General features: G+C 30.2%; 19 protein-coding genes and 2 pseudogenes. 7 read left to right on the top strand and 14 right to left on the bottom strand.

Annotated elements, in window-relative coordinates; genetic code table 11:
* The first annotated feature begins 3 nt into the window (after positions 1-3).
* The 4 genes from CLTEP_RS06910 to CLTEP_RS06895 all read left to right on the top strand — a co-directional run bounded on the left by CLTEP_RS06910 (position 4) and on the right by CLTEP_RS06895 (position 4,610).
* The gene (locus CLTEP_RS06910; RefSeq protein WP_066824562.1) at positions 4-678 is read left to right on the top strand and encodes a response regulator transcription factor; all 675 of its coding nucleotides are present in this window, start codon (positions 4-6) and stop codon (positions 676-678) included.
* Positions 675-1,709 (top strand): sensor histidine kinase, encoded by a 1,035-nt coding sequence (locus CLTEP_RS06905; protein WP_066824559.1) that lies wholly within the window; start codon positions 675-677, stop codon positions 1,707-1,709. The genes CLTEP_RS06910 and CLTEP_RS06905 overlap by 4 nt, the downstream gene beginning before the upstream one ends.
* Positions 1,710-1,906: 197 nt before the next feature.
* Entirely contained in the window at positions 1,907-2,668 is a 762-nt protein-coding gene (locus CLTEP_RS06900) for an ABC transporter ATP-binding protein (RefSeq protein WP_066824556.1), read from the top strand.
* Between the two features lie 31 nt (positions 2,669-2,699).
* Positions 2,700-4,610, top strand: coding sequence for an FtsX-like permease family protein (locus CLTEP_RS06895; RefSeq protein WP_066824553.1), 1,911 nt, complete (start codon positions 2,700-2,702; stop codon positions 4,608-4,610).
* A 91-nt stretch (positions 4,611-4,701) separates the two neighbouring features.
* Here CLTEP_RS06895 and gatB read toward each other — a convergent pair whose 3' ends face one another.
* The 3 genes from gatB to gatC all read right to left on the bottom strand — a co-directional run bounded on the left by gatB (position 4,702) and on the right by gatC (position 8,139).
* Positions 4,702-6,132, bottom strand: coding sequence for an Asp-tRNA(Asn)/Glu-tRNA(Gln) amidotransferase subunit GatB (gene gatB / locus CLTEP_RS06890; RefSeq protein ID WP_066824550.1), 1,431 nt, complete (start codon positions 6,130-6,132; stop codon positions 4,702-4,704).
* Between the two features lie 226 nt (positions 6,133-6,358).
* On the bottom strand, positions 6,359-7,816 hold the full coding sequence (gene gatA / locus CLTEP_RS06885) for an Asp-tRNA(Asn)/Glu-tRNA(Gln) amidotransferase subunit GatA (protein WP_066824547.1): 1,458 nt from the start codon (positions 7,814-7,816) through the stop codon (positions 6,359-6,361).
* Positions 7,817-7,851: 35 nt separating this feature from the next.
* Positions 7,852-8,139 carry an Asp-tRNA(Asn)/Glu-tRNA(Gln) amidotransferase subunit GatC gene (gene gatC / locus CLTEP_RS06880; RefSeq protein ID WP_066824537.1) on the bottom strand — a complete coding sequence of 96 codons (288 nt, stop codon included), beginning with the start codon at positions 8,137-8,139 and terminating at the stop codon, positions 7,852-7,854.
* A gap of 207 nt (positions 8,140-8,346) precedes the next feature.
* Here gatC and CLTEP_RS06875 point away from each other — a divergent pair, with 207 nt between their 5' ends.
* The gene (locus CLTEP_RS06875) at positions 8,347-9,045 is read left to right on the top strand and encodes an FTR1 family protein (protein ID WP_066824534.1); all 699 of its coding nucleotides are present in this window, start codon (positions 8,347-8,349) and stop codon (positions 9,043-9,045) included.
* Between the two features lie 76 nt (positions 9,046-9,121).
* Here the strand turns inward: CLTEP_RS06875 and ligA are convergent, their stop codons facing one another.
* From ligA to CLTEP_RS15535, 4 genes and pseudogenes are all read right to left on the bottom strand, one after another.
* Positions 9,122-11,122: an NAD-dependent DNA ligase LigA gene (gene ligA, locus CLTEP_RS06870; RefSeq protein ID WP_066824530.1), complete on the bottom strand. Its 2,001-nt coding sequence runs from the start codon at positions 11,120-11,122 to the stop codon at positions 9,122-9,124.
* Between the two features lie 208 nt (positions 11,123-11,330).
* The gene (locus CLTEP_RS15545) at positions 11,331-11,564 is read right to left on the bottom strand and encodes a hypothetical protein (RefSeq protein ID WP_341372116.1); all 234 of its coding nucleotides are present in this window, start codon (positions 11,562-11,564) and stop codon (positions 11,331-11,333) included.
* 240 nt (positions 11,565-11,804) lie between these two features.
* Positions 11,805-12,698: pseudogene (locus tag CLTEP_RS15540) on the bottom strand (ATP-dependent helicase); the annotation flags it as partial.
* Between the two features lie 147 nt (positions 12,699-12,845).
* Positions 12,846-14,303, bottom strand: a pseudogene (locus CLTEP_RS15535) (UvrD-helicase domain-containing protein); the annotation flags it as partial.
* Positions 14,304-14,590: 287 nt separating this feature from the next.
* On the opposite strand from CLTEP_RS15535, the gene CLTEP_RS06860 reads away from it, so the two are divergent.
* Complete coding sequence (locus tag CLTEP_RS06860) at positions 14,591-15,127, top strand: ECF transporter S component (RefSeq protein ID WP_066824524.1); 537 nt, start codon at positions 14,591-14,593, stop codon at positions 15,125-15,127.
* A gap of 3 nt (positions 15,128-15,130) precedes the next feature.
* Entirely contained in the window at positions 15,131-15,721 is a 591-nt protein-coding gene (locus CLTEP_RS06855) for a class I SAM-dependent methyltransferase (protein ID WP_066824521.1), read from the top strand.
* Between the two features lie 73 nt (positions 15,722-15,794).
* Here the strand turns inward: CLTEP_RS06855 and CLTEP_RS06850 are convergent, their stop codons facing one another.
* The 7 genes from CLTEP_RS06850 to CLTEP_RS06820 form a co-directional block, all read right to left on the bottom strand.
* The gene (locus tag CLTEP_RS06850; RefSeq protein WP_066824519.1) at positions 15,795-16,100 is read right to left on the bottom strand and encodes a YerC/YecD family TrpR-related protein; all 306 of its coding nucleotides are present in this window, start codon (positions 16,098-16,100) and stop codon (positions 15,795-15,797) included.
* A 110-nt stretch (positions 16,101-16,210) separates the two neighbouring features.
* Positions 16,211-18,250 (bottom strand): sodium-translocating pyrophosphatase, encoded by a 2,040-nt coding sequence (locus tag CLTEP_RS06845; protein WP_066824517.1) that lies wholly within the window; start codon positions 18,248-18,250, stop codon positions 16,211-16,213.
* A 29-nt stretch (positions 18,251-18,279) separates the two neighbouring features.
* The gene (gene secG / locus CLTEP_RS06840; protein WP_066824515.1) at positions 18,280-18,507 is read right to left on the bottom strand and encodes a preprotein translocase subunit SecG; all 228 of its coding nucleotides are present in this window, start codon (positions 18,505-18,507) and stop codon (positions 18,280-18,282) included.
* A gap of 144 nt (positions 18,508-18,651) precedes the next feature.
* Positions 18,652-19,953 (bottom strand): phosphopyruvate hydratase, encoded by a 1,302-nt coding sequence (gene eno, locus CLTEP_RS06835; protein ID WP_066824513.1) that lies wholly within the window; start codon positions 19,951-19,953, stop codon positions 18,652-18,654.
* A 67-nt stretch (positions 19,954-20,020) separates the two neighbouring features.
* Positions 20,021-21,553 (bottom strand): 2,3-bisphosphoglycerate-independent phosphoglycerate mutase, encoded by a 1,533-nt coding sequence (gpmI, locus tag CLTEP_RS06830; protein WP_066824510.1) that lies wholly within the window; start codon positions 21,551-21,553, stop codon positions 20,021-20,023.
* 34 nt (positions 21,554-21,587) lie between these two features.
* The gene (tpiA, locus tag CLTEP_RS06825; protein ID WP_066824508.1) at positions 21,588-22,334 is read right to left on the bottom strand and encodes a triose-phosphate isomerase; all 747 of its coding nucleotides are present in this window, start codon (positions 22,332-22,334) and stop codon (positions 21,588-21,590) included.
* Positions 22,335-22,354: 20 nt separating this feature from the next.
* Positions 22,355-23,551 carry a phosphoglycerate kinase gene (locus CLTEP_RS06820; RefSeq protein ID WP_066824505.1) on the bottom strand — a complete coding sequence of 399 codons (1,197 nt, stop codon included), beginning with the start codon at positions 23,549-23,551 and terminating at the stop codon, positions 22,355-22,357.
* Positions 23,552-23,667: the final 116 nt, after the last annotated feature.

Raw genomic sequence — 23,667 nt, 5'->3', positions numbered from 1 at the left:
CAAATGTTTAAAATAATGATAGTTGAAGATGACCCAAAAATTAAAGAAATAATATTGGAAAATATTAAGAAATGGGGATTTGATGGCTTATGCATATATGATTTTAATGAAGTATTAAATGTATTTGTAAGATACGAACCTCATTTAATACTCATGGATATAAATCTTCCACATTTTGACGGTTTCTATTGGTGTACTAAAATAAGAGAAATTTCAAAAGTACCTATCTTATTCATATCTTCACGAAATACAAATATGGATATTATTATGGCAATTAATATTGGCGGAGATGATTTTATACAAAAACCTTTTTCTCTTGATGTATTAATTGCAAAAATAAATGCTCTTTTAAGAAGAACATATTCATATACAAATATTGAACCAGCTGTTATTGAATACAACGATGTAATATTAAATTTAAAAAATAGTACTCTTATCTATAATAAAAAAACAATAGAACTATCTAAAAATGAATTTAAAATACTCAATATACTAATGAATAATAGCGGTAGTGTAGTAAGTAGAAATACTATAATGCGAAAACTTTGGGAAGATGAAAACTTTATAGATGATAATACTTTAACAGTAAATATAAATAGACTTAGAAAAAAGCTTTCTGCTATCGGATTGGACAACTTTATCAAAACTAAGAAAGGACAAGGCTATATAATAATATGAAATTTAGCAAATATTTAATACATAAACAACGTTTATTACTATTTTACCTAATTTTAATGAGTTTTATATCTTCAGTAATATATTTAGATACTAGAGTAAAGGTTAACGTATATAATATTCTTTATTTAAATGGTGTTTCATTAATATTCTTTTTAATTTATATTATTATTGAATATTTACTAGCAAAAAAATATTATGAAAATATAAATAACATGATAGAAAACAGAGAAGAGAACATAGTTAATTGCCTACCTGAACCAAGAACATATGAACAAAATTTATATAACCAAATACTTAAAAATTTAATCAGTCAAAAAAATTCTAAAATTGAGAAGCTTCATGAAGATAAAAAAGGAAATTTAGAATTCATTACTTCTTGGGTACATGAAATCAAAAATCCCATTGCAGTAATCAGACTAATAATAGAAAATAATAAAAAAAAATCGCTAGAAGAAATTCTTAATAGCATAGAGGAAGAAATAGATAAAATTGATAATTATGTTGAACATATACTTTATCATTCAAGAATAGATGCATTTTCAAAGGACTATTTTATAAGCGATATATCTTTAGATAAAATCGTAAAAGAAGTGGTAAGAAAACATGCTAAAACATTTATAAATAAAAAAATAAAAATCAACATAAAGGATACTGATTTAGTAGTTTCAAGTGATAGAAAATGGCTAATGTTCATAATAAATCAGATTTTATCCAATGCACTAAAGTATACACCTGAAAAAGGAATAATAAAAATTAATTTTGAAAAAGATGATACCGAAAAAAGAATCATAATTGAAGATAATGGTATAGGCATAAAAAAAGAAGATATCGGAAGGGTCTTTGATAAAGGTTTTACTGGACATACAGGAAGAAATTTTCATAAGTCCACAGGTATGGGATTATATTTAGCAAAACAACTTTCAAATAGATTAGGACATGACATAACAATAGAATCAAGTTTTGGAGAATATACAAAAACTATAATACATTTCCCTAAACTTTTAAATTACTATAATGTTGTAAAAAAATAATCTACTCAAAGCTACAATCAAAATTTTGTAGCTTTTTTTGTTCTTAATGATACACATTTTCTATAAATGAGCTTATATATTTACAAACTTACATAACTGTAAGTTTGCATTCTTGAATTGTAAGGTGAATAAATTGTTATCACTGCTTATAAATACTATAATCTATATGTGCAAAAAATATCGAGGAGGAAAAATCAATGAGTACAGTTTTAGTTGCTAAAAATCTAAAAAAAGTTTATGGTTCAAGAGGAAATGTTTATACCGCACTTCATGATATAAATCTTGAAATTAAAGAAGGAGAATTTATAGGTATAATGGGCCCTTCTGGTGCTGGAAAAACTACTTTATTAAACATAATATCAACTATAGACAAACCAACTGGTGGAAAGATAATCATAGATGGTGATGATTTATTAAAAATGGATGAAACAAAATTATCATCATTCAGAAGAAACAAATTAGGCTTTATATTTCAAGATTTTAATCTACTTGATACTTTAACCGTTAAAGAAAATATAATTCTACCATTAGCACTTTCGCAAGTTAATCACAAAGATATTGAAAAAAAAGTAAATACTGTAGCAAATGCTCTTGGAATAACCGATATACTAAATAAATATCCATATGAAATTTCAGGTGGTCAAAAACAAAGAACAGCAGCATCAAGAGCTATTATTACTAATCCAAAATTAATATTAGCAGATGAACCTACAGGTGCTTTGGACTCTAGAGCTTCTTCAGAGCTTTTGCAATGCATGAGTAATTTAAATAAAACTAATAAAACTACAATAATGATGGTTACACACGATGCCTTTGCAGCAAGTTACTGCAAAAGGATTCTATTTATAAAAGATGGACGATTATTTAGTGAACTTGTGAGAGGAAATTCACGCAAAGAATTTTTTCAAAAAATAATTGATATATTGAGAACACTTGGAGGAAGTTTTAATGAGATTTAAAATATTAATTATAGATTGAGGGGATATGACTATGAATTTATTTAAAATTGCGTCAAAAAATATAAGAAGAAATTTCTATAACTATTTTTTATATTTCACTTCTATGGTATTCAGTATAATAATATATTTTACTTTTGTATCAATAGAATATAATAAACAAGTTTTAGTGATGAGTAAATCTATTACTAAGATAGATGTTACATTTAAAGCTAGTTCAATTGTTATTGCTATATTTGTAGCAATATTTATTTGGTATTCAAATTCATTCTTTATAAAAAAAAGGAAGAAAGAAATAGGTCTCTACTCACTACTAGGAATTAAAAAAAGGCAAATAGGCCGAATGTTATTCTATGAAAATATAGTTATGGGAATACTAGCACTTGGCACAGGTATTTTATTGGGAAGCTTACTATCTAAGGTATTTATAATGCTCCTAGTTAGACTCATGGGATTTTCTATATATATAAAATTCACTATAGTACCTAAAGCTATTATAAATACATTTATCACATTTTTTACTTTATTTTTTATTACTTCTGTTCATGGGTATAGCCTTATTTACAGATTTAAACTCATAGAACTTTTTAAAGCAGAAAATAAAGGAGAAAAAGAACCAAAAGTATCAATCATTGCTACTTTAATTTCAATAATCTTAATAATTGGAGGATATATATTATATATTAGTGCAATTAAACTTAAGTTAAATTTTCTTTATGTGATATTAGCAACTTTAATACTTGTGATTACTGGAACATATATGTTTTTTTCTTCTTTCATATTATTTGTAATAAAATTATCGAAAAAAAACAAAAAAAAGTATTATAAGGGAATTAATTTGATTGGAACATCTCAACTTTTGTATAGAATTAAAAGTAGCTCAAGAACATTAGCAACTATAGCTGTGCTTAGTGCAACAACATTGACTGCTATGGGTATAGCCTCCAGTCAATATTACGGTTTTTATACAAAACAAGAAACTCACTATCCTTTTTCATATGTTATTAATATGAATAATACTAAATTAGACAAAAAAGTTGAGTTTATTATGAATAAATATCCTAAAAATAAGATGATAAACAGCGTTAATATCAAATTCATTAAAGCTAAAACTAAATTTCCCGATTATACAACCACTTGTTATATTATTTCTGAAAGTAAATATAATGAAATTGCAAAAATAAGGAAACTTAAATATGTAATCAAACTAAATACTTCAAATGAATGTGTATATTTTACTGAAAATATTAATAAAAATCACACTTATAATACCTTGAAAATTAATTTCAACAATAAATATGAACAATTTAATATAACAAACTTCAAATATTATCCTATAATTAATAAAGGAATAGCTCCTAGAACAATTGTTGTTAAGGATGAAATATACAATAAATATTGTAACAATAACAACATTTATAGTGTAAAAGCATATATTAATGCTAATAAAAAAGATGCTGAATCATTGACAAAAGAATTAAATAATTTAATTTCTAAAGAATACTCAAATGCAAATAATTTATTTGGAATTTTTTCTTCATACTATGAAAACTATAAATCAAATTTAGCTATTTCAGGTTTGATAATATTTATAGCAAGTTTTTTAGGTTTGGTATTCCTAATGGCTACAGGAAGCATTATATTTTTTAAGCAATTATCAGAAGCTAATGATGACAAACCTAGATATATGTTACTTAAAAAAATAGGCGTTAATAAAAGAGAAATCAAAGTTTCAATAGCAAAACAAATTTTATTTATATTTGTTTTACCTCTTGTTTTAGGAGCTATTCATAGCTTCGTAGCTGTATCGGTTTTAGGAGATATATTAAATATAAATTTAACAATTCCCATTGGAATTAGTGTAATAAGTTATACATTAATATATATGGCTTACTATTTACTTACTGTTAATTCATATAACAAAATCGTAAATTCTAATATTTAAATTTAAATATAATACAGGGATTGTCAGAAAAAAACTTCGTATACAATACATTGCATTGTTTTTGATTTACTGACAACCCCTTTTATCAATTCTACATCTTCTCTATTTCTTCTTTCATTAACTTGCTAACAATTTTAGGATTAGCTTTACCTTTTGACATCTTCATTACCTGTCCTACAAACCATCCAAATAAATTTGTTCTTCCATTTTTGTACTCTGCAACATTGTCTGGGTTTGATTCAAGCACATTTTTAACCATATCTAAAATTGCACTTTCATCACTATTCTGAATAAGTCCTTTTTCTTCAACTATAGTTTCTGGCATTTTACCATTTTCGAGCATTTCACTTAAAACTTTTTTACCAATCGCATTTGATATTTTACCATCATTTATTAGTTTTATTAAATTACCCAAATGCTGTGGTGTAATTTTAGTATCATTTATGCCAATATTTTTTTCATTCATAAATGCAGAAATATCGCCCATAATCCAATTTGCAACTGCCTTAGAGTCACTACAAATATCAACTGTTTCTTCAAAGAAATCAGCCACATCATATGATGATGTTATAATATTTGCATCATACTTTGGTAAATTATACTGTTTGATAAATCTAACATATTTTTCATGTGGAAGTTCTGGTATTGTCTTTCTTATTTCTTCTATCCATTCATCAGAAATATTTAATGTGACTAAATCTCCTTCTGGAAAGTATCTATAATCATTCGCTGCTTCCTTGCTTCTCATAGAAAGAGTTCTTAAATTTTCTTCATCCCATCTTCTTGTTTCAACAAATAGTTTTTCACCATTTTCTATTGCTTCTATTTGTCTTTTAACTTCATACTCTATTGCCTTTTCAAGTGATTTAAATGAATTCAAATTTTTAATTTCAGACCTTACTCCTAATTTTTCACTACCTGCTGGTTTTACTGATACATTTAAATCACATCTAAGAGAACCTTGCTCCATCTTACAATCTGATACACCTATACACGTTAATATACCTTTAAGCTTTTCTAAATATAAAATAGCCTCTTCTGCAGAACTCATGTCTGGTCTTGATACTATTTCAAGAAGTGGAACTCCCGCTCTATTAAAATCAATTAATGATCCCGCTTTGGTATGAAGTAGTTTTCCTGCGTCATCTTCCATATGTATTCTCTCAATACCAATTCTCTTCTTTGTTCCATCTTCAAATTCTATGTCTATATATCCATCCCTGCAGATAGGAAATTCATCCTGTGTTATCTGATAATTTCTTGGTGCATCTGGATAAAAATAATTTTTTCTATCCATCCTGCAAACTTTATTTATTGAACATCCAAGTGCAAGACCAGATTTAATCCCGTATTCAACCACTCTTTTATTTAATGTTGGAAGTGCCCCCGGTAATCCCATACAAACTGGACAAACATGAGTATTAGGCTGACCTCCAAATTCTGTTGTACATCCACAGAATATTTTAGTTTTAGTAGACAGTTCAACGTGAACTTCTAGCCCAATGACTGTATCATAATTCATTTAATTCTCACCATCCTCAACTTTAATTCAATCTTCAATCTTCAAGCTCCAACCTTCAATCTCCAATCACTAATCTCTAATCTCTAATCTCTAATCTCTAATCACTGATCTCTAATCTCTAATTACTCTTATCCATCAAAGGCATAGCCAGCTTTAGTAATAAAACTACTCTCCACTGTAGTAACTAGCAACTAATGATTAGCAAATTTTTTTAGTATACTATATATTAAATATTTGCAAATTTTTTATGCCAATCTGTAGACTGTTCAAAGCTATAAGCCAAATTAAACAGAGTATCTTCTCTGTAGTAATTACCCATTATTTGAAGTCCAACCGGCATACCATCAACTATACCACATGGCACTGATATAGCTGGAATTCCTGCTATATTAACTGGTACTGTATAAATATCAGATAAATACATAGATAGTGGATCATTTATTTTTTCACCCAATTTAAATGCAATTGTTGGTGAAGTAGGCGAAATAACTGCATCAAACTCTTTAAATATTCTCTCAAAATCCTTCTTTATTAAATTTCTAACTTTAAGAGCCTTTTTATAGTATGCATCATAGTATCCTGCTGACAATGCATATGTTCCAAGCATTATTCTTCTCTTCACTTCTTTTCCAAATCCTTGGCTTCTTGACTTATAGTACAAATCAACTGCATCTTCAAATTCTTTAGCTCTATATCCATATCTTACGCCATCAAATCTTGCTAAGTTAGAAGATGCTTCAGCACTACCTATTATGTAATATGCAGCAAGAGCATATTCTGACAATGGTAATGAACATTCCTCAACAATAGCACCATTATCTTCTAAAACCTTTACTGCTTCTTCAACACTTTTTCTAATACCATCATTCAGACCTTCTCCAAAATATTCTTTTGGAATACCTATTCTTTTACCTCTAATGTCCTTGTTAAGACTCTTTTTATAATCTTGAACAGTAATATCAGCAGTAGTAGAATCTCTATCATCTAGTCCTGAAATAGCCTCTGCTATAATAGCACAATCTTCAACATCTCTTGCCATAGGTCCAACCTGATCTAATGTTGAACCAAAAGCTACAACGCCATATCTTGAAACTCTTCCATATGTAGGCTTCAATCCAACAACACCACATAATGAAGCTGGTTGTCTAACAGATCCTCCTGTTTCAGTACCCAATGATAGTGGTGCTTCAAAAGCTGCAACTGCCGCTGCTGAACCACCTGATGATCCTCCCGGTACCCTATCTAAATCCCAAGGATTCTTAACCATTTTGTAGGCACTTGTTTCATTTGATGAACCCATTGCAAATTCATCCATATTAGTCTTTCCTAATATTACTGCATTCTCTCTTTTTAAGTTTTCTACTAGATGTGCATCATAAGGAGCTTTATATCCTTGTAAAATCTTAGATGCGCATGTATTCTGCATTCCTTTAACGCTTATATTATCCTTAACTGCAATAGGTATACCTGCAAGGTCTCCTACCTTTTCACCCTTGCTAATTTTATCATCAACATTTTTTGCAGCATTCATTGCCTCTTCCCTAGCAACATATAAGAATGCTCCGATTTTATCATCAACTTCCTCAATTCTATTTAATAATGCTTCCGTAACTTCAGTACATTTTACTTCTTTGTTATGTATCAAATCTCTAAGTTCATGAGCTTTTAATCTATATAATTCCAAAAAAATCACCTCTTCTATTCTAAACTCAATTTCAGCTATTCTACAACTCTTGGAACAACTATGTATTCTTCTAAATGTTTAGGTGCATTATCAATTACATCCTTTAACTGTAGAGAAGGTTGAACCTCGTCTTCTCTGAACTTATTTTCTAAATAATATGGATTAACAACTATATCAACATCATCTGTATCTAGTTCATTTAATTTATCTATATATCCTAAAATACTGTTCAAGTCATTTATTAATGCTTCTTTTTCATCTTCAGCAAATTCTAATCTTGCAAGTTTTGCAACATATTCAACATCCTTTTTTGTAACTGACATAGTATCCCTCACTTTCTCGTTATTTAGTTATTATAACTCAATAAAGTTTGATTTTTCAACAATTTATTCACAACATTTTTATTTTACCACAAAACAACTTATATTTCAGTAATCATGCAGAATTAAGTTTCCATTGTTAATCCTTAATTGTAACAATATCTTTATAACTCCTCTATAATATATTAAGAACAGTTAGGAGGTGATAAGATGCTAACACCTATAATAATCACTTTCAGAGAATGTTTAGAGATGCTTTTGATTATTATCCCTCTTATTGTTTACTTGCATAAAATCTATAGAACAGATTTATCTAAATATATTTATGCTGGCTCCATTATTGGTATAATAGCTAGTTTAATATCCGGTAAATTATTGATTGGACAAGTTAATAATTTGGAAGGATATGCCGAACAAATTTTCTTAGGTGCTATGATGATTTTCCTAGCTGGTTTAATATTATACAGCATAATATGGGTTGGTAAGCAAAGCAAAAACTTTTCATTAGATATAAATCAGAAATATAATGTTAAATTAACAGCATTTAGCTTATTACTATTATCGTTCGTAACTATATTCAGAGAGAGCTTAGAGATAATCATGTTCCTATTACCATATGCCGCTGAATTCAACATTACAATCGTAATTGGAATATTCATAGGTATATTGGCTTCTCTTGTTTTAGCTTTTATATTATTTAAAACAACCATAAAACTAAATATAACAATATTATTTTCAATACTAAATCTGCTTTTGATTTTAATTGGTGGACATTTATTTGGAGAAGGTCTTTACTCTATATTCCCTCAATTTGGAGAATCAATGTCAACTGCTGGACAACTAATATATTCCTTACCACTGCTTTTTATATTTATTAAAAGACAGCTGAGAAAATATTTGAAAAAATAACAATTATAAATTAATAAAAATACCCGTTGTAAATTAACAAAAATGCCTGTCCTCGAAAGATTAGGACAGGCATTTTTTACTGTATCATATTTTCAAATTCTTCTTCGGAAATTATGTTAATACCAAGCTGTAATGCTTTATCATATTTAGAACCGGGTTCTTTTCCAACAATAACATAATCCGTCTTTTTGCTTACACTACTAGATACTTTTGCACCTAATGATTGAAGTTTTTCTTTTATTGAAGCTCTTGAGTAGTTTTCAAGAGAACCAGTAACAACTACCGTTTTACCCGTGAAAATATTTTCATCAATTTTCTTCTCCTCATACACAGGTGTTACTCCTTGTTCTAACAATTCATTTATATTATTCTTTATTGTATCATCACTAAAAAAGTCTATTATACACTGTGCCACAGTATCACCTATATCGTTTACTAATACCAATTCATCGAATGTAGCATTTTGAATTCTATCAAGTGACTTGAACTTTTGTGCTATATCATAGGCAGTCTTTTTGCCAACATTAGGTATTCCTAGTGCATAAATAAATGATGGTAAACTACAATTTTTACTGTTCTCAATGGCTTTTAAGAGATTATACGCCTTTTTCTCCCCAAATCTATCTAATGAAAGCAATTGTTCTTTAGTTATTTTATAAAGTTCTGGTATTGATTTTATATTTAGTTCTTCAAAAAGCTGTTCTGCAGTTTTTTCGCTGAAACCTGCAATATTCATTGCTTCTCTTCCTGCATAATGCACAATGCTCTTTATCAATTGTGGTTTGCATGAAAGAGTATTTTCACAAAAATAATGCACACCATACTGTTTGATTTCACTTCCACAGCTAGGGCAGGTTTTAGGAACTGTAATTTCTCTGCTACCATACAATGTGTCTTCAACTACACCCATAATCTCTGGTATTACATCATTTGAACGACGAACAAATACATTACATCCTATTTTAACACCTTTTCTTCTTATATCATCAATATTATTTAAAGTTGCTCTTTTTACTGTAACTCCTCCTATTTCAACTGGTTCTAATATTGCCGTAGGGGTAACTCTTCCACTTCTTCCAACATTCCATTCTACATCTAATAGTTTAGTTGTTGCTTCTTCTGCTGCAAATTTATATGCAATAGCCCATTTAGGGAATTTAACAGTATATCCTAAAATTTCTCTAGTTCTGATATCATTTACTGCAATAACAACACCATCAATATCATAATTCAAATCACTTCTTATTTTTTCAATATAATCTATCTGCTTTTTTATTTCGTCTATGCTGCTACAAACAACCATATAATCATCAACAGGAAATCCCTTTTCTTTTATGAATTCCATCATTTCTAAATATGAATCAAATTCTTTGCCTTCACTATATCCAATATCATAAAAGAAAGCAGACAGATTTCTTTTAGCAGTTTCTTTTACATTTAAGTTTCTAAGTGCACCAGCAGCACCATTTCTTAAATTTTTTAAAGGAACTTCTGCATTCTCATTATATTTTTGAAAAGCTTCCTGAGTCATAATAGCCTCACCATGAATTTCAAATACAAAATCATTATCTATTCTTAGTGGAAGGCTTTTTATAGTTTTAGCTTGTTCTGTTACATTTTCACCTATTACACCCGTTCCTCTCGTTGCAGCTATTCTTAAAATTCCTTCTTCATCATAAGTACAATTAATAGTTAAACCATCAAATTTCTTTGTCAGTACATACTCAAGTTTTGGTAATTTATACTCATGTGATGAATTATATTCATTTATAGCTCTTAAATTTCTATTGTGCCAATCTATTATTTCATTTATAGATTGTGCTTTATCCATACTCCAAAGCTTAGAGAGATGGGTATGTTTTTTAAATTCTGGTAAAATCTTATCTCCTATTCTCTGAGTTGGTGAATAAGGCAAAACTTCTCCTAATTCTTTTTCTAGTTTTACCAGTTCATCATACTTACTATCATATTCAGCATCTGATACAATTGGGTTATCAAGAACATAGTAAGCATGAGCATATTTATTCAGTTCATCAATAAGTTCAATCATCTTTTGTCTTTTACTCTCTTGACTCATAATAACAAAACTCTTCCTTTCTTAAGATAAGGCATTTGAAAGAAAATAACAAATCAAAGATGCGACGTATATTTTGTGAAATACAAAGAGTTGGGTTCCGCTGATAGTAGGTTCTATCAACGGGTTCCAACGATGAAGTAGTTCGCAAAATAGACTAGCATACTGACTAGTTATTTTTTTGAAAATGCCTAATTAGCACACATAATTATCAACACGATTCAAGTGGTGCTGAATCAATCATCAACTTTTTTATACCCATATTATCAAATGCAACTGTAATTATAATATCATTCCCATTACCAGATACATTAACAATAGTACCTACCCCAAATTTTTTGTGCTTAACTTTTCTACCCACTACTGCCTCTTCTTTGCTCAATTTTGTATTATTATTATTTATAGCATTTGCAACACTAGTATTAAAAGTGTTTGTGGTATTCATTTTATTCCATATATTTGAATTCTTAAATGAACTAGAATTACTAAACTGGCTAGAATTTCTTGAACTATTAAATACTCTATTTAACCCTCTATTGTTAATAAACTCCTTTAATTTAGGAGGTATTTCATCGATAAAATCTGATGGTGAATAAAATACCATTCTTCCAAATACCATTCTTTGCTCTGCTGACGTCATATACAGTTTTTCTTCTGCTCTAGTTATAGCAACATAGCACAATCTTCTAGCTTCTTCCATTTCCGTATTGCTGCTAAGAGTAATTTCGCTTGGAAAAATACCATTTTCCATGCCTACCATAAATACTACTGGAAATTCAAGTCCCTTAGCACTATGTATGGTCATCATGACAGCTGCATCAGCATTCTCATCATAATTGTCCATATCTGTAACCAGTGTTTTATTTTCCAGAAATGCTTCAACTGATTTATCCTCAGAATTCATCTCAAATTCAACAGCTTCAGACACAAGCTCTTTTAAGTTTTCTATTCTGCTTTCACTTTCAGTATCTTTATTTTTCTCAAGTGCTTTCATATAGCCTGTTTCATCAATTATTTTTCTTATCATTTCAGATACTGTTAATTCCTCTTTTAATTCCATAAACTCATTTATTAAAGTAGTAAATTTATTTATAGATGTAACATTTCTAGCACTCAATCCCGGAATAAATCCAACATCTAATAAAACATTGTAAATGCTCTCCTCAGTCTGTGCTGCAAAGTCAATTACCTTTGATAATGTTGTTTTCCCTATGCTTCTCTTAGGCTCATTAATTATCCTTTGAAGACTTACATCATCATATGGATTGCAAATAAGCTTTAAGTATGCCATTATATCCTTTATTTCTTTTCTGTCGTAGAACTTAAGGCCTCCTATTATCCTGTAAGGAATATCATTTTTTCTGAAAGCCTCTTCGATAGAACGTGATTGAGAATTCATTCTATAAAGCACAGCAAAGTCTTTGTACATTCTTCCCTCTTCTTTTATTAATCGTTTCATTTCTGAAGCTACAAATGCAGCTTCATCTTTATCTGTACTTGCTCTATATATTTTAATCTTATCACCATTATCTTTTTCCGTTCTTAGAGTTTTACCTTTCCTATTGACATTATTCTTTATAACTTGATTTGCTGCTTCTAAAATAGTTCCTTTAGACCTATAATTTTGTTCTAGCTTAATAACCCTAGTATCAGGAAAATCCTTCTCAAAATCCAGAATATTTCTTATGTTAGCTCCTCTCCACTCATAAATACAGTTATGCACTATAACATCATTAGCTATATACTGTCTAAAATCTGGAACTGATAAATCATATACATATCCTTTATATTCTTCTATATCCACACTTTCAACAACATCTTCAACAATTTCATTATTATCAAACACCGTTACAATCATACCTTGCTTTAAACTCCCAATAGGCATGAAATAGTAACTATTGTGTTTTGTCAATTTAGCTTTTCTTACAATTTCTAAATCATCATTTATTTGAATTATTCTTTTTCCATATTTTTCAGCTTCATCATACAATACTCTTTCAGTTTCTATTCTCCAACTATTTATATTTTCTTTTTTTACAGAAAATCCAGCCTCTATAGCCTTTAATTTTTCATCCTCTTCTGATGTTATTAATTCTATTCTGTGTGAGTAGTGTTGACTTCCTTCTTCTTTTTCACCAGAGAAAAAGTTTAAATTAACTGCATTTGCAAAGTGACGTGTATATTCTTTATATGAAGATAAATCATCATTAATTCTAGCAAATGTAATGTGATTAGGTGTTGCTTTTATAGTCTTTCCACTTCTAGTTTTTATTCTAATAAACATTCCTTTATATTCTTTTTTTATTACTTTATCTATACTTCCTTCGCTTACTTCTCCATTACCTGATGCACATAATATTCTATCATTTTCTCTTAATTCTTCTATGTTCACAGCTCCTAATTTTGTTCTAATAAGAGTTCCTTCTGGTAAACATTGGTCGTCGTCTCCAACCACAAAAATATTCTTATTTGCATCAGCAAGAAGCTTAACAAACTGATATTGACATTCATTTGTATCTTGATATTCATCCACCATTATGTATTTGAATTTTCTTTGATAAAATTCTAATACATCATTATGCTTTTTAAACAGCATAACAGTTTTATATATCAAATCATCAAAATCAAGAGCATTATTTGATTTTAATTTTTTTTGATACAATAAATAAACATCTGCAATTTTATTCTTTCTAAAATCATGTTCATTTTTCTTTTTATATTCTTCTGCACTTATTAAGTTGTTTTTAGAATCAGATATTTTATTGATTATCTCTCTATCTGTTATGTCCTTGTCATTAACATTTAATTCTTTCATACATTGCTTTATCAATGTCTTTTGATCATAAGAATCATATATAGTAAAGTTTTTATTATATCCTAATTTGTCTATCTCACGTCTTAATATCCTAACGCAGCATGAGTGAAATGTTGAAATCCACATGTTATCAACTTCATCACCTACAAGATTACGAATTCTATCTTTCATCTCCCCTGCTGCTTTGTTAGTAAATGTAATGGCTAAAATCTGTGAAGGATAAATTCCTAAATCCTTTATCATATGTGCTATTCTATATGTAAGTACTCTTGTTTTTCCCGAACCTGCTCCAGCTAATATAAGTAAAGGTCCTTCAATCGTAGTCGCTGCTTCATATTGCTGCTCATTTAAAAGCTTTTTTAAATCCATTTAATCACTCCTTAAATCGAAACTACCCTATATAAAATCATTGTTTTATTAAGTAATTATATCACATTGTGCTTTGATATTGCCATTATTAATGAACAATTGTTTGTATATCAAATATTGTTTTCTTATTCTCAAAATGATACATAAAATGTTTCATTTTGAGAATACATATATAATTATTAGTTTATTACTATTACTAAGCTTGTAATATTCACATTGTGTAATTTGGCATAATATTTGCTATTATAGATTTAATGAAGCATATAATAATAAAGGAGGACACTATTATGCAAAAGAATCTCAAAACTAATTTGAATGAAATGGTAAGAGCAGCTGTTTTAATAGCTATCGGAATCATACTCCCTCTCTTTTTTCACACAATAAAGAACGCAGGTTCAATATTTCTTCCAATGCACATTCCCGTTTTAATTGGAGGTTTCATACTATCTCCAGCTTATGCAGTATCTGTAGGTATATTATCACCACTGTTAAGCCATTTATTCACCGGAATGCCACCTTTCCCTTTTGTATTCGTTATGATATTTGAACTTGCAGCTTATGGATTTTTCACATCACTACTATATAACAAAATAAAACTAGGTTTGTATCCATCTTTGATATCCTCTATGCTTATAGGAAGAATTGTAAATATTATTGGCGTATATTTTATTATTCACCTTTTCATGGGTAAACAATTCAAATTATCCATATTATTATCAGGATTATTTTTAAAAGGTTTACCAGGTATAATAATACAGTTACTTCTTATTCCTTTGATAATAAAAGCATTAAACAAAAGTTCGCTATTTGAGTCTAGGAGGTAGCCTATGAAAGATAAACAATATTTTAACGATTTAGCTCACAAATGGGATGAAATCTGTACACATCCTGAAGAGAAAATTAGATATGTTATGGATAAAATTAATATACACAAAGGCAATTCTGTATTGGATTTAGGAAGTGGTACAGGAGTTATTCTGCCATACATAGAAGAAAAAATAGGCCCTAACGGTAAAATTACTGCTCTTGATTTTGCAGAAAATATGATAAAAATTTCTAAAGAAAAATATAAAGACTTATATAAAAATATAAATTTTGTTGTGAATGATTTTTATCAATTTAAGACAGAAATATCATATGATTATGTAATAGCTTACTCATGCTATCCTCATTTTAAAGATAAGAAAGCTTTTTTTAAAAAAGTTAATGGACTCTTGTCAAATAATGGTAAATTTGTTATAGCTCACATTGAAAGTAAAGAAAAAATAAACAGCATACATAATGGAATAGAATCTAGCATAAACTCAGATAAACTTCAACCAATACATATGCTTGAAGATTTAGTTAAAAGCCATGGATTTGAAGTAATTTATTCAGAAGACAGTCAAGATTATTATATTCTTGTATGCAATAAATAATATCTATTACATCAAATACAATAAGCTGCTCTTAAGAGTGCTCTTAAGAGTAGCTCGTATTTTAACATAAACACTATTTATCTTTCCAGTCAATTCTCTCAAAGACCATTTTATATCCATTATTGCCATAATTTAAAGCTCTATTCACTCTGCTTATAGTTGCAGTACTAGCCCCAGTTGTACTAGCAATATCTAAATATGTTTTTTTCTGCATAAGCATTCTTGCAACCTGTAATCTTTGCTTTAAAGCATATATTTCATTTATAGTACATATATCTTCAAAAAACCTATAACATTCTTCTTTATTCTTTAAGCTTAAAACTGCATCAAATAAAAAATCCATTTCATCGCTTTTTAGCTTAGATTCAAACTCTGCCATGCACTCACCCCTTAATTAAAAATTATCTCACATACTTAAATTATACACTTAATCAATAAAAAAAGAAATGCAGATTTTAAACAATCTGCATCATAAAGTACACTATTCTATTATTGAAAAAACTTAAGTATTATTCCACCATATTGATATATAACTCCTGAGAACACTAATGATACAATAGTCATAAGTTTTATCAAAATATTCATAGAAGGACCAGAAGTATCTTTTAGTGGGTCACCTACGGTATCACCTACGACTCCTGCTTTATGTGATTCACTACCTTTTCCTCCATAATTACCTACCTCAATATACTTTTTAGCATTATCCCATGCTCCACCTGAATTAGACATCAAAATCGCCATTAATACACCTGAAGACACTGCTCCTGCAATAAGTCCTCCTAAAGCTTCTGCACCTAATAATAACCCAATAGATATAGGCACAACGATAGCTAATATACCCGGAAGCATCATCTCTCTTAATGCTGCTGCAGTAGAAATATCAACACATTTAGCATAATCTGGAGTTTCTTTACCAGCCATTATACCTGGCTTTTCCTTAAATTGTCTTCTCACTTCATCAATCATTTCATTTGCTGCTTTTCCAACTGAATCCATTGTAAGTGCTCCAAATAAAAACGGCAACATAGCACCAATCAATAATCCAACCAATGTCACTGGTTTAAGCAAATCGATTGATTGTATTTTAGTAGCTTGTGCATAGGAAGCAAAAAGCGCTAACGCAGTAAGTGCAGCAGAACCTATCGCAAATCCTTTTCCTATCGCAGCAGTAGTATTTCCAACCGAATCCAACTTATCTGTAATCTCTCTTACGCTAGCTGGTAAATGAGACATTTCTGCAATTCCTCCAGCATTATCTGCAATAGGACCATAAGCATCAACAGCCACAGTTAATCCTGTTGTAGAAAGCATTCCAACAGCTGCCAATGATATACCATATAATCCCAATGATGGATTAGTAGCTCCACCCATAACATAAAAAGAAATTATTATTCCGAAAGCAATAAATATTATAGGCAACATAGTAGACTTCATACCAACAGAAAGCCCTGAAATTATTGTGGTTGCTGCACCACTTTGAGTATGTTCAGCTATCTTTTTTACATGCTTATAATCTGCAGATGTAAACATCTCTGTTATCTTGCCAATTAACATACCAATAACAAGACCTGTAACAATTGATATAAAAGCTTTAAAATCTCCAAACATAACTTTGCTTAAAATAGCAGATGAAATAATAACAATTATTCCTCCAATATATGTTCCATTATTCAAAGCTGCTTGCGGATTTGAGTTTTTGCTTTTTCTTGCAAACAATATACCTATTACAGACGCTATGATACCAATCGATGCTAATAAAATCGGAAACAGTACTGGTTCATTATTTGGATACTTATTGCCAAATTTACTCACCAAAAATGTACCCAGTGTAAGAGAAGAAATTATTGAACCTACATATGATTCAAACAAGTCAGCTCCCATACCAGCTACATCACCAACATTATCACCAACGTTATCTGCAATAACAGCAGGATTCCTTGGATCATCTTCTGGAATACCAGCTTCAACTTTTCCAACCAAATCTGCCCCGACATCTGCTGCCTTTGTATAAATTCCTCCACCAACTCTTGCAAATAGTGCAATAGAGCTAGCTCCAAGTCCAAAACCTGTTAGATAAATTATATTATCTCCAAACAAAATATAAAAAGCACCTAAACCTAATATTCCAAGCCCAACAACACACAACCCCATAACTGCTCCGCCCGAAAAAGCAATTTGAAGCGCTTTGTCTTGACCATGTCTAGCTGCTTCTGCTGTTCTTACATTGGATTTCGTTGCTACATGCATACCAAAATATCCAGCTAAAATAGATAAAACTGCTCCACTAATAAAACAAATAGAAGTCTGCCAGTTAATAAAAAACACTATAACAACTGCGACTATTAAAATAAAAATAGATAAATAATTATACTCTCTTTTTAAAAATGCCATAGCACCATTATGAATATAACCCGAAATTTCCTTCATTCTATCATTGCCTTCATCTGATTTAATTATGCCCTTAGTTAACATGAAAGCAAAAAATAGAGCTATAAGCCCTGAAATTAAAATCAAAAACTCTGTATTCAATTTTACCGTGCCTCCCTATTACTACATTACTACATCAAATTAATTGCCATAACAATAATCGCAAATAATACAGATGTAACTACAGTTATTCTTGCCAACATAGTTTCTCTGGTTTTGATTCTATTTTTTGCAAAATAATTTTGATTTCCACCAGAAATCAAACTATTTATACCATCAGACTTTGTCGGTTGAAGCATTATTGCAACTATCATTGTTAAAGAAACAATAACTAATAAAACAACTAAAAATGTTCTCATTCTGTCCCCTCCTATTTTTTAATTCTTTGTAAATTATAAGCTTATTTTAGCACACTAAATTATAATTTACAACGTTAAGGGAAAAATAATATACTCTAAAAAAGGAGAAAATTTAAAATATCTTCTCCTTTTGGTAAAACTGTATTATTTCTTGATGTTATAGAAAGTGTTCATTCCTCTATATTCAGCAATTTCTCCTAATTCTTCTTCGATTCTTAACAATTGATTGTATTTTGCTACTCTTTCAGATCTTGATGGTGCACCAGTTTTGATTTGACCTGCATTTACAGCAACAACTAAATCTGCTATTGTAGTATCCTCAGTTTCACCAGATCTGTGTGAAATTACTGCAGTATATCCAGCTCTTTCAGCCATTTCGATTGCATTTAAAGTTTCTGTTAATGTACCTATCTGGTTAAGTTTTATTAATATAGAGTTTGCAGTCTTAGCTTTTATACCTCTTGATAATCTTTCAGTATTAGTAACGAATAAATCATCACCAACAAGCTGTATTTTGCTTCCTAATTTTTCAGTCATTATCTTCCATCCATCCCAATCTTCTTCTGCCATACCATCTTCAATTGAAATGATAGGATATTTTTCAACAAGAGCTACATAGAAATCTACCATTTGTGCTGGAGTTAAAGTCTTTCCTTCTCCTTTTAATTCATACATATTTGTTTCAGTATTGAAGAATTCTGATGAAGCTGGGTCAAGAGCTATATAAATATCTTTACCTGGCTCATAATTAGCTTTTTTAATAGCTTCAACAATTACAGATATTGCTTCTTCATTTGAATTTAGGTTAGGTGCAAATCCACCTTCATCACCAACTCCAGTTGACAATCCTTTTTCTTTTAAAATACTCTTTAATGCATGATATACTTCTGCACACATTCTTAGAGCTTCAGCAAAACTTTTTGCTCCAACTGGCATAACCATAAATTCTTGTAGGTCAACATTATTATCTGCATGTTTTCCACCATTCATAATATTCATCATTGGCATAGGTAAAACTTTAGCATTTACACCACCAACGTATTGGTATAAGCTTAAGCCAAGAGATTCTGCAGCTGCTCTTGCACATGCTAATGATACACCTAACATAGCATTAGCTCCTAATTTAGCTTTATTAGGAGTTCCGTCAAGTTTAATCATTGTGTTATCAATTGCAACCTGATCAAGTACATTCATTCCAATTAATTCTTCAGCAATAATATTGTTAACATTATCTACTGCTTTTAATACACCTTTACCGTTGTATACTGCTTTATCTTCATCTCTTAACTCTACTGCCTCAAACATTCCAGTAGAAGCTCCTGAAGGAACAGCTGCTCTTCCAACAGTTCCATCCTCAAGTACAACTTCAACCTCAACAGTTGGGTTTGCTCTTGAATCTAATATTTGTCTAGCAAAAACATCAATAATCTCAATATAAGTCTTCATAATGCAATTACCTCCATACATATATTAATTCTATATTTCATTGATATTAATTTAGAAATATAGATTTTTAACCACAAATAAGTGACTTTCCTGTCATTTCTTTAGGTACTTCTAATTCCATTTCTTCTAATATAGTTGGTGCTATATCCGCCAATATTCCTTCATCTCTAAGTTTCTTTGCATCCTTAGACACATAAATGAACGGTACCTCATTCGATGTATGTGCAGTCATAGGCTTACCATTTGAATAGTCAATCATCTGTTCGCAATTTCCATGATCTGCTGTAATAAATACGGTTCCATCCATTTCTAAAACTTTATTAACAACTTTTCCTAGACATTCATCAACCGCCTCAAGTGCTTTAACTGCTGCTTCAAAAACACCCGTATGTCCAACCATATCAGGATTCGCATAATTTAGTATTATCAAATCATATATATCCTTATTCAAACTATCCATTAACTTTTCAGTAACTTCATATGCACTCATTTCAGGTTTTAAATCATATGTAGCTACTTTTGGAGAATTTATAAGTATTCTATCTTCATTTGGATTTGGTTTTTCAACACCTCCATTGAAGAAGAATGTAACATGTGCATATTTTTCAGTTTCTGCAATCCTCAATTGCCTTTTACCTAATGAACTCACATATTCACCCAAAGTATTTTTATAACTTTCTGGCGGATATGCTATTAACACATCTTCAATTGTTTTATCATACTGCGTCATGCAAACATAGAGCAAATCAAGACTTTCTCTTTTAAATCCATCAAATACTTTATCATTTAATGCCCTTGTTATTTCTCTTGCTCTATCTGGCCTAAAATTAAAGAATACTACTGAATCTTTATTTTGAATTTTACTAGTAGCTTTTCCATCTTTCAAAATAACAGTTGGTAATACAAATTCATCAGTTTTATTGTCATGATAAGCATTCTCTACCGCCTCAAGAGCAGATGAAGCCGTCTCACCTTCTCCTTTAACCAATACATTGTACGCTAATTCAACTCTTTCCCATCTATTATCTCTATCCATAGCGTAGTATCTGCCAGAAACAGTCGCTATCTCACCTATACCTAATTCTTTCATGTATTGTTCTATTTCTTCTAAATACTTTTTAGCTGACTTAGGAGGTACATCTCTTCCATCTAAAAATGCATGCAAAAAGACCTTTTTGACTCCTTTTTCCTTTGCTAACTTAATCAATGCCTTCAAATGCTCTATATGAGAATGAACTCCTCCATCTGATAAAAGACCCATTAAATGTATAGATGAATTATTTTCAAGTGCATTATTAACTGCAGCATTCAAAGCTTTACTCTTGAAAAAATCACCTTCATCAATTTCTTTTGATATTTTTGTAAGAGCCTGATATATGATTCTACCAGCTCCTATATTCAAATGACCAACCTCTGAATTTCCCATTTGTCCCTCAGGAAGCCCAACACTTAATCCGCTCGCTCCTAGCCTAGTCTTTGGGTAATTATTGTAAAAATAATCATAATTAGGCATGTTAGCAGTTTTTACAGCGTTACCATCCTCATAATTCGAAATTCCTAAACCATCTAAAATCATTAACAAAACAGGTTTTTTTGCCATGCTATTTTCCCTCCTGCCCTCTACATTGCATATACTAATAATTTACTATTGCAGCAAAATCCTCTGCTTTTAAACTTGCTCCACCAACAAGTCCTCCATCTATATCTGACTGTTCCATCTGTCCCTTTATTGTAGCTGGTTTTACTGAACCACCATATAATATCCTAACTTTCTCTGCTGTTTCGGAATCATACATTTTGCTTATAACACTTCTAATATAGCTTATAGTTTCATTTGCTTGTTCAGCAGTTGCAGTTTTGCCTGTTCCAATTGCCCATATTGGCTCATAAGCAACTACGATTCTTGAAACCTGTTCATTAGTTAAGCCTACTAAATCAAGTTTAATTTGCTTTCCTATAATTTCTTCAGTAATGTTATTCTCTCTTTCATATAGTGTTTCTCCAACACATAGAATTGGAGTAATATTATGTTCAAATGCCTTTTTCACCTTTTTATTAACAGTTTCATCAGTTTCATTAAAATACTGTCTTCTTTCACTATGACCGATAATAACATACTCAACATTCATTTCACCAAGCATAACTGGTGAAATCTCTCCTGTATATGCACCATTTTCTTCGAAATACATATTTTGAGCACCAATTTTAATATTAGTTCCATCTGCCGCTTTGATAGCTGCATCTAAGCAAACAAAAGATGGACATATTATAACTTCACACTTAGCATCTTTAACTTTCTCTTTTAATTCTTCTATTAATTTAGCAGCTTCACTTGGAGTTTTATTCATTTTCCAATTTCCTGCTATTATAGGTTTCCTCACTTAATACACTTCCTTTCACTCTACTTATCATTAAGAGCAGCTATGCCTGGAAGTTCTTTTCCTTCTAAGAATTCAAGGGATGCTCCTCCACCTGTTGAAATATGAGTCATTCTATCACCAAATCCTAATTGATTTACTGCTGCAGCACTATCTCCTCCGCCTATTACTGTAGTTGCATCAGATTCTGCTAATGCTTTTGCGACAGCTATTGTTCCTTTTGCAAAATTCTCAAATTCAAATACACCCATTGGTCCATTCCATACTACAGTCTTAGCATTTTTAACTGCATTCTCATATAATTCAGCTGTCTTAGGACCGATATCTAATCCCATATATTCATCGCCTATATTCTCATCTTCCGTTACAACAGGTGTAGTATTTTCATTAAATTCCTTTCCAACTACATGATCAACTGGTAAAAGTAATTTAACTCCCTTTTCTTCTGCCTTTTTAATCATATCTAAAGAATATTGCATCTTATCTTCTTCTAATAAAGATTTACCAATTGAATATCCTTTTGCTTTAAGGAAAGTATATGCCATACCTCCACCAATAATCAAAGTATCAACCTTATCAAGCAAGTTATTAATAACATTTATTTTATCAGAAACCTTTGCACCACCTAATATTGCTACAAATGGCTTTTTAGGATTTTCTACTGCTTCACCTAGGAATTTAATTTCTTTCTGAATTAAATATCCACATACACAAGTATCTACATATTTAGTAACTCCAACAGTAGAACAATGTGCCCTGTGAGCTGTACCAAACGCATCATTTACATATATTTCTGCTAAAGATGCTAAATCCTTTGAAAACTCATCTCCATTTTTTGTTTCTTCTTTTCTATATCTTGTATTTTGAAGTAAAACAACATCTCCATCTTTCATACTTTCTACAGCTTTTATTGCATTTTCACCAACGACATTATCATCAGCTGCAAAAACTACTTCTTTACAAAGCATTTCTGATAAACGCTTTGATACAGGTAAAAGCGATAATTCTGGTTTTGGCTCTCCTTTTGGTTTACCTAAATGAGAACATAATATTACTTTTGCGCCTTCATTAATTAAATACTTTATTGTAGGAAGTGCACCAACTAATCTATTTTCATCTGTAATAACGCCATTTTTTATTGGCACATTAAAATCACATCTAACCAAAACTTTTTTACCTTTAACTTCTATATCCTCAATAGTTTTTTTATTAAATTTCATATACTACCAGCTCCTTAAAGTTAAATACTTATGAACTACCCTCCACTTACTTTGTTGAAGTGGAGGCTTCTTGGTCAATACTCCCAATAGAGCAAGTTGTCTTTTACGCATTCATC

It is taken from the genome of Clostridium tepidiprofundi DSM 19306 (assembly GCF_001594005.1).
Lineage (GTDB): Bacteria > Bacillota > Clostridia > Clostridiales > Clostridiaceae > Clostridium_AC > Clostridium_AC tepidiprofundi.
The sequence above is the reverse complement of the archived record's forward strand: the minus strand, read 5'-3'. Positions and strand labels throughout refer to the sequence as shown.

Coding starts and splice junctions, on each gene's coding strand:
- CLTEP_RS06910 (WP_066824562.1), top strand. CDS start 4: ATGTTTAAAATAATGATAGTTGAAGATGACCCAAAAATTAAAGAAATA.
- CLTEP_RS06905 (WP_066824559.1), top strand. CDS start 675: ATGAAATTTAGCAAATATTTAATACATAAACAACGTTTATTACTATTT.
- CLTEP_RS06900 (WP_066824556.1), top strand. CDS start 1,907: ATGAGTACAGTTTTAGTTGCTAAAAATCTAAAAAAAGTTTATGGTTCA.
- CLTEP_RS06895 (WP_066824553.1), top strand. CDS start 2,700: ATGAATTTATTTAAAATTGCGTCAAAAAATATAAGAAGAAATTTCTAT.
- gatB (WP_066824550.1), bottom strand. CDS start 6,132: ATGAATTATGATACAGTCATTGGGCTAGAAGTTCACGTTGAACTGTCT.
- gatC (WP_066824537.1), bottom strand. CDS start 8,139: ATGTCAGTTACAAAAAAGGATGTTGAATATGTTGCAAAACTTGCAAGA.
- CLTEP_RS06875 (WP_066824534.1), top strand. CDS start 8,347: ATGCTAACACCTATAATAATCACTTTCAGAGAATGTTTAGAGATGCTT.
- ligA (WP_066824530.1), bottom strand. CDS start 11,122: ATGAGTCAAGAGAGTAAAAGACAAAAGATGATTGAACTTATTGATGAA.
- CLTEP_RS15545 (WP_341372116.1), bottom strand. CDS start 11,564: ATGAATACCACAAACACTTTTAATACTAGTGTTGCAAATGCTATAAAT.
- CLTEP_RS06860 (WP_066824524.1), top strand. CDS start 14,591: ATGCAAAAGAATCTCAAAACTAATTTGAATGAAATGGTAAGAGCAGCT.
- CLTEP_RS06855 (WP_066824521.1), top strand. CDS start 15,131: ATGAAAGATAAACAATATTTTAACGATTTAGCTCACAAATGGGATGAA.
- CLTEP_RS06850 (WP_066824519.1), bottom strand. CDS start 16,100: ATGGCAGAGTTTGAATCTAAGCTAAAAAGCGATGAAATGGATTTTTTA.
- secG (WP_066824515.1), bottom strand. CDS start 18,507: ATGAGAACATTTTTAGTTGTTTTATTAGTTATTGTTTCTTTAACAATG.
- eno (WP_066824513.1), bottom strand. CDS start 19,953: ATGAAGACTTATATTGAGATTATTGATGTTTTTGCTAGACAAATATTA.
- gpmI (WP_066824510.1), bottom strand. CDS start 21,553: ATGGCAAAAAAACCTGTTTTGTTAATGATTTTAGATGGTTTAGGAATT.
- CLTEP_RS06820 (WP_066824505.1), bottom strand. CDS start 23,551: ATGAAATTTAATAAAAAAACTATTGAGGATATAGAAGTTAAAGGTAAA.